Raw genomic sequence first — 6,425 nt, 5'->3', positions numbered from 1 at the left:
TGCCCCTTGCTGACGCAAGGGTCGGGGCATTCCGCACTACGCTTCGCTTCGGTGCTTCGCTAACGCTTCGCACTGCCCTTACGGGCATGCTCCATGCCCCTCACGCAAATTGCTTGCACAGTTATGTCTTTACCTTGTTTGAGCTTCAAGTACAATCACTTACAAGCTAAAACTTCGCATAACATACAGAGAAACGACAGTTTCAGAGATCCCTTGCGTGAGGCATGCGAAGGGTGGGCGTTAGCCCAGTGCGGAGCGAAGCGAAGCACCGAAGCGTTAGCGTAGCCCGTAGCACGCCGACCTTGCCCACACAAGCGCAAGCGAAGTGTGGGCAAGGGCACGCCCAAAACATTAAAACAAAAATAACCTTCAATGTAACAAAAGTAAAGTAAAAGATAAGCAGTAAAAAAGTCTATCTTTGCTGTATGGAAGGTCAAACTTTAACTTTATCCCTCATTCAGACCAATTTACATTGGGAGAATCCTGAAAAAAATTTGCTCATGTTTGAAGAGTGGTTCAAGCAAGTACCTGCACAAACAGATATCATTGTGTTACCTGAAATGTTTACTACGGGTTTTAGCATGAATACAAGTTTAGCTTTTACATTTTGGGATGAAGTGGGTAGGTGGTTAGAAGAGCAGTCTAAAAAATTAGGGGGTAAGTTGATAGTAGGCAGCGGAATGTACGATCGTGGAAATATATGGGGAGGAAGCGACTATGTAAATATGTTTTTTGCTTGTGAGATTAGCGAAGAGGCACGGCAATTAGACAGACATGGGTTCAAAGCAGTGTATGCTAAACGACACTTGTTCAGAATGGCAGAAGAGCATAAGTACTATAGCAAAGGAGATACACAGGGGCACATTAAAAAAAAGGATTTTAACATTTTTCCTTTAATTTGTTACGATTTGCGTTTTCCTGTATGGTCTGCGAATTATTACAGTCCATTTTTGCAAGAAGTAGCGTATGATTTGTACATTTACGTAGCAAATTGGCCCAAAGCACGCATAAGAGCTTGGGACGTATTACTACCTGCTCGGGCGGTTGAGAACTGGGCTTACTGCGTGGGAGTAAATCGCGTAGGCGTAGATGGTAAAGGTATTGAATATTGCGGACACTCTGCGGTATACGACTACAAAGGTGAGCAGTTGGCTTTTTTAGGTGATGAGGAAGGAATTCTAACCATCACTTTGGATAAAGCTCCCTTAAATGAATACAGGAAGAACTTTCCTGCTTACCTAGATGCGGATGAATTTACATTAGAATAAGTTTTATGCATGCTTTACCTTGGACAAGGTGGGGTTTAATAGCGTTAGCCGTGTCAATAGTGGCTGCTTCTTTGTGGTATAGCAGAGCCTTAGCTCATCAAGTAGCAAAAGAGGAACGTAAAAAAGTAACCTTATGGGCAAAGAGCGTTCAATTTGTAGCTAATTCGGATGAAATAGGGAGTGCGTTTAGCTTTGTTGTTGAAGAGTTAATTAAATCAAACACTAGCGTACCTGCTATTCTAACCGATGAAAAGGGAAATGTGATTAGCTACGACAATATCAAAATTCCTAAAAGACTTACAGAGATTGAAAAAAATAATTGGATAAAAAGTCAAATTGAGCATTTTAAGCAGCATAACGCGCCTATAGAGATAGACAATCCTGAATTGAAGTCAAAATTTTATGTCTATTACACGGAATCCGTTTTGTTGCAGCAATTAAGATGGTTTCCTTACATGCAATTAGGTTTGATTATAGCTTTTGTTATTTTGGGCTACATTAGCTTCAATAATGCTAAAAAAGCTCAGGAGAATCGAATTTGGGTAGGACTTGCCAAAGAAACCGCACATCAATTAGGTACGCCTATATCGGGTTTAATGGCTTGGGTGGAACTGCTCAAAAGCGAATTAGGAGAAAATCACTATTCTATTCAAGAGATAAATAAAGACGTGGAACGTTTGAGAATTATTACAGAGCGTTTTTCTAAAATTGGCTCTGCGCCTGAATTAAAACCTGAAAAAATTTTGTCTGTGTTAGAGGATATATCCCAATATACTTTGCAGCGTTTATCGCAAAAGAAGTATATTCAACTTGAATTTGATTTTTCAGAGATATCCGATTCTGTGGAAGTGTATATGAGCAAACCTTTATTTGAATGGGTAGTTGAGAATTTGGTTAAAAATGCTATTGATGCTATTCCAATAGATAGAAAAGGTCGGATTATGATTACAGCGGGTTTGCATAAAAATGTGGTATGGATAGAAGTACAAGATAATGGTAAGGGTATTCCTTACAAGTATTTTAAGCGGATATTTAGACCTGGTTTTACGACTAAGCAACGGGGCTGGGGCTTAGGTTTAAGCCTTACCAAGCGAATTGTAGAACAATATCATGGGGGTAAAATATATGTCAAGAGCTCAACAGTAGGGATAGGCACTACTTTTAGGATAGAGTTGCCCCTCAAGCCGTTTTAGGGGTTGGTTTATTTTTTATTCAAAATTTGGCAGTATCGTGTAGAGTCATTAAGGACTTTTATAGCTTCTTGTATTTCTGTGTCGTATTTGAAGCTTTGTTTTATTCTACCACTTTCTAAATAGTAATGAAAGGCAAATTCTAGTTCTAAAAGCTCTTTAATTTGAGATTTATAGGTTTGTAGGTCTTTTGTTTTGTCAGAGCGTATTTTGCTTTCTATTTGGTCAATATCTGCTTTTATTAGTTCATAGTTTTTTTCTTTTTCAGCGGCTTTTCGGAATTCTTTGAGTTTGTTTTCTAGGGCAGTGTTGTAGGAGAAATTTCGTTCTAGTGCGAATTTTACGAATTCATTATATAGATTGTCGTCTACTTGGAAGTCTTTTGGAGGTGCAATTTTATCATGAGTTTCTCTGTATTTGAGAACGAAGTCAAAGAATATGTTATAAGCGGATAGAGCTTGAATAATTTCGGGATATTCTTCGGGTTTTATTTCTATGTCGGGCATGATGCCGCCACCATCATAGACTACGCGTTGGTTGCGAGTTTTGAAGGCTTTTTTCATGCTATCAGGGATTAAGGTTGCTTTTCCATTAGCTTTGTGGCTGTAGTCTATTTTTTGGATACAACGACCACTAGGCGTATAGTACTTAGCTGTAGTAATCTTAATTTGAGCGCCATAGCTCAAAGGTAAGGTGTTTTGGACTAAGCCCTTGCCATAAGTTCTTTGTCCAATAACTACACCTCGGTCTAAGTCTTGCATTACACCTGACACAATTTCAGAAGCACTTGCACTATTTTCGTTGACTAGTACAGCAATGGGAATTTCTAGGTCTAATGGAGTATTTTCAGCAACGTAAGTGCGGTTAGAAACTTCTTGTTTACCTTTTGTACTTACAATTACCTCACCTTTGTTGATAAAAAGATTAGATATCATTATAGCTTGGTTAAGTAAACCGCCTGGGTTTCCTCTTAGGTCCAAAATGAGTTTTTTAGCCCCTTGCTTTTTGAGTGAAATAACAGCTTCTTTTACTTCTTGGGCAGCATCTTGGGTAAAGCCTGACAAAGTAATATATCCAATTCCATCGCTGACCATACCCACATAGCGTACATTTTTTATCTTGATTTCTTCTCTTTTGAAGGTTTTAGTTAAAATTTGTCCGTTTCTTTTTAATTTTATAGTAACCTCTGTGCCTGCTTGCCCACGAAGCATGTTTCGGACTTCTTCAGTTTTCAAGCCCTCTGTGCTCTTACCATTAACCTCAAGAATTTCATCACCTACTCTAATATCATTTTTGTGTGAAGGGGAGTTTTCATAGGGTTCAGTGATGATAATTTTTTTATCTCTCTGACCGATTACAGCACCGATGCCCCCGTATTGACCTGTAGTCAAAAATTGATAGTCTTCTATTTCGTTTTGTGGAATATAAGTAGTATAGGGGTCCAAGGATTTGAGCATAGCATCTATACCAATCCGAATGAACTCATTCGGTTCAATTTCATCTACATAATGCTCATTTACTTGGCGATAGATTTTACCGAATATGTCTATGTTCTTACTGATTTGAAAATAATTGTCGTGCGTTTTATCTAAGATAGAAATGTAGCCTACACTACCTATCAAGATGAAGCATAATAAACCAATTATGACAACCTTATGAATTGACTTCATATACTTATTCAATTTCGTGTTTTAATACGCAATATAAGTAAAAAAGTAACACAGTCCACAAAAAAGACTATACGTTGAGCAAAAAAAGATTACTTATTCAGGCAAGATTTAATTTTTTTCAAATTTTGGTAATCCAAAATATTTTTTTGAATATTGCACACTGCTCCATGAGCAATTAAATCTGCCGTGATATGAAAACCGCGTTAGCAAGAGTATTTTCGCAATTGCGCAAGTCTTTTAGACTAGTTATTTTACACGAGGACAATTTTGAGGAAAAAGTTCAGATGCGGTTGAATATGCTCAGTGGACTTACTGTGTTGAGTTTAGGCGCATTAGCTATTATTCTGCTTACAACTGTAACTATTGTTTTTACTCCTATTCGGCAATATATTCCAGGCTACACAGATCCTAGGCTAAGAAAAGACCTTCAAGAAGCATACCTTAAAGTGCAAGCTATAGAAGCTGAACTCAAATATCGCGATGAAATGCTTAAAGGATTGTTAGAGAGGGACAAACCTGCTACACAGCTCTCTAATCATATTGAAGACAAGCGTGCTTTTTACACAAATACAGATAGTATAGAAAAAACCTTTTCTCAACTTACTCCCACAGAAAAAAGCATCCAAAATTACATAGAGAAAGAAGTTTTTTATGATTTAGATCCTAACAAAATAGTAGGCACAGATAAAGAAGCTACTTATTACCAACCTGTGTGCTTCAAACCTGTACAAGGTAGCGTTACCCGTACTTTTGATAGCGATAAAGGTTATTTTGGAATAGACGTATTAGCCAAATCTAATGAACCTGTCAAAGCTATCATGGATGGTACCGTAATCTTATCTACTTGGACTACGGAAGGTGGTTATATCATAGGTATTCAACATGCGAATAATTTAGTAAGTTTTTACAAGCATAATGCTGCCCTGCTGCATAAAGCAGGTGATAGGGTCAAGGCAGGTGACGTAATTGCGATAGTGGGCAAGTCAGGTAGCGATAATAATAATCCTACTTTATATTTTGAAGTGTGGCAAAATGGCAAGCCTGTTGACCCTCAAAAATTTATTAAATTCTAACTTTTGCACGATATTTGCTGTTTACAAGCAGAATAGGTAAGTTTTGTATGCTCAATTGACCTATGAAAGGGACTCAAATTTTGTTAGCACTGCTCTTGTTAGCTTCAATTACTTATGCTTCTGTAACACTCAAGTATTTCACAGCTATTCCATCAGGTACAGAAATAAAGTTACAATGGGAAGTACAATCAGAATATGGCATAACTGAATTTCAGGTTTGGAAGAGAATTGGTTCTGGTAGTGCTGCAAAAATATACAGTGTTACGCCTAATGGCAGTCGGGTATATTCTTACACAGATCTTAATGTGATGAAAACAGACGAAACTAGTCAAACTTATATATACACTCTGCGTATTATGCAAGGCTCTTCTTACACAGACTTTACTCAAAGTGTTACACACAACCCTACTACTATTCAAAGAACATGGGGAAGCATAAAAGCTATGTTCAAATAATTTTTAAAGAATTGGAAGCTTGTTCTAATTTTTGTAATTTATATAAAAATACGTAATTTTGCAATTGTATATTCAGTATGAAAAAATATAAGTTTTTGTTAATTACGTTTTGTTTGTGTGTGTGGCTAAGCATTTTTGCCGCTTGCAATAACGAAGCCTGCCGTGGGGTAGGGGGAAAGCCACGTGTACATGTACCTAAGCATAAACCACCCGGTTTGTTTCCTAAAGGTGCTTGGGGTTCTTAAAAGGTAGGTCAGTAATATAAAAAGTAATTTCTATGGCAGCATGGAAATCGCTTGTGGATATTAGTGAATTAGATACGATTGCAAAACAGTCTTATCAAAAGCCCCAGCTGATATTCAAACACAGCACTCGGTGTAGTATATCAGCTATGGCGCTAGATAGATTAAACAGAAAGTGGAAATTTAGTTCGTCAGAAATAGAACCTTATTATTTAGATTTGCTACAACACCGAGATATTTCTAACCAAATTGCGCAGCAGTGGGAAGTTCCTCATCAATCACCGCAAGTGCTAGTCATAAAAAATAACCAATGTATTTACCATGCTTCACATAATGATATTTGTGTGGAAGATATTGAGCAAATTTTGAATAGCTAAGCGAAAGTTTGCGTTTAAGAGTTTTGGTCAAAAAGCGGAGTTTTTGCGTGAGGGGCATGGAGCATGCCCGCAAGGGCAGTGCGCAGCGTTAGCGAAGCACCGAAGCGAAGCGCAGTGCGGAATGCCCCGACCCTTGCGCAGCAAGGGGCA

The 6,425-nt window shown here is 37.9% G+C and carries 8 protein-coding genes; 7 read left to right on the top strand and 1 reads right to left on the bottom strand.

The features are described from left to right. Positions 1-138 precede the first annotated feature (138 nt). From NZ519_07955 to NZ519_07940, 4 genes are read left to right on the top strand one after another with little or no spacing between them, the layout of a single operon-like run. Positions 139-285, top strand: a complete 147-nt coding sequence (locus NZ519_07955; protein MCS7028683.1) for a hypothetical protein — start codon at positions 139-141, stop codon at positions 283-285. Then, positions 225-392 carry a hypothetical protein gene (locus tag NZ519_07950; GenBank protein ID MCS7028682.1) on the top strand — a complete coding sequence of 56 codons (168 nt, stop codon included), beginning with the start codon at positions 225-227 and terminating at the stop codon, positions 390-392. The genes NZ519_07955 and NZ519_07950 overlap by 61 nt, the downstream gene beginning before the upstream one ends. Before the next feature lie 33 nt (positions 393-425). Next, a complete protein-coding gene (locus tag NZ519_07945; GenBank protein MCS7028681.1) occupies positions 426-1,268 on the top strand; it encodes a nitrilase family protein in 843 nt (280 codons plus the stop codon). A gap of 5 nt (positions 1,269-1,273) precedes the next feature. Next, positions 1,274-2,461 carry a HAMP domain-containing histidine kinase gene (locus NZ519_07940; protein MCS7028680.1) on the top strand — a complete coding sequence of 396 codons (1,188 nt, stop codon included), beginning with the start codon at positions 1,274-1,276 and terminating at the stop codon, positions 2,459-2,461. An 8-nt stretch (positions 2,462-2,469) separates the two neighbouring features. Here NZ519_07940 and NZ519_07935 read toward each other — a convergent pair whose 3' ends face one another. After that, positions 2,470-4,128, bottom strand: coding sequence for a S41 family peptidase (locus tag NZ519_07935; protein MCS7028679.1), 1,659 nt, complete (start codon positions 4,126-4,128; stop codon positions 2,470-2,472). Positions 4,129-4,319: 191 nt separating this feature from the next. Between NZ519_07935 and NZ519_07930 the strand changes: the two genes are divergently transcribed. From NZ519_07930 to ytxJ, 3 genes are all read left to right on the top strand, one after another. Continuing rightward, the gene (locus NZ519_07930; GenBank protein MCS7028678.1) at positions 4,320-5,201 is read left to right on the top strand and encodes a M23 family metallopeptidase; all 882 of its coding nucleotides are present in this window, start codon (positions 4,320-4,322) and stop codon (positions 5,199-5,201) included. Between the two features lie 62 nt (positions 5,202-5,263). After that, positions 5,264-5,656 (top strand): hypothetical protein, encoded by a 393-nt coding sequence (locus NZ519_07925; protein MCS7028677.1) that lies wholly within the window; start codon positions 5,264-5,266, stop codon positions 5,654-5,656. Positions 5,657-5,933: 277 nt separating this feature from the next. Next, a complete protein-coding gene (ytxJ, locus tag NZ519_07920) occupies positions 5,934-6,275 on the top strand; it encodes a bacillithiol system redox-active protein YtxJ (protein ID MCS7028676.1) in 342 nt (113 codons plus the stop codon). Positions 6,276-6,425 lie beyond the last annotated feature (150 nt).

It is taken from the genome of Bacteroidia bacterium (genome assembly GCA_025056095.1).
Classification (GTDB): Bacteria; Bacteroidota; Bacteroidia; order JANWVE01; family JANWVE01; genus JANWVE01.
This window is presented reverse-complemented; position numbering and strand designations above follow the sequence as displayed.

Bases quoted from the DNA above. Each gene is read 5' to 3' on its own strand.
- NZ519_07945 (MCS7028681.1), top strand. From the start codon at position 426: ATGGAAGGTCAAACTTTAACTTTATCCCTCATTCAGACCAATTTACAT.
- NZ519_07950 (MCS7028682.1), top strand. From the start codon at position 225: ATGCGAAGGGTGGGCGTTAGCCCAGTGCGGAGCGAAGCGAAGCACCGA.
- NZ519_07925 (MCS7028677.1), top strand. From the start codon at position 5,264: ATGAAAGGGACTCAAATTTTGTTAGCACTGCTCTTGTTAGCTTCAATT.
- NZ519_07935 (MCS7028679.1), bottom strand. From the start codon at position 4,128: ATGAAGTCAATTCATAAGGTTGTCATAATTGGTTTATTATGCTTCATC.
- NZ519_07930 (MCS7028678.1), top strand. From the start codon at position 4,320: ATGAAAACCGCGTTAGCAAGAGTATTTTCGCAATTGCGCAAGTCTTTT.
- ytxJ (MCS7028676.1), top strand. From the start codon at position 5,934: ATGGCAGCATGGAAATCGCTTGTGGATATTAGTGAATTAGATACGATT.
- NZ519_07940 (MCS7028680.1), top strand. From the start codon at position 1,274: ATGCATGCTTTACCTTGGACAAGGTGGGGTTTAATAGCGTTAGCCGTG.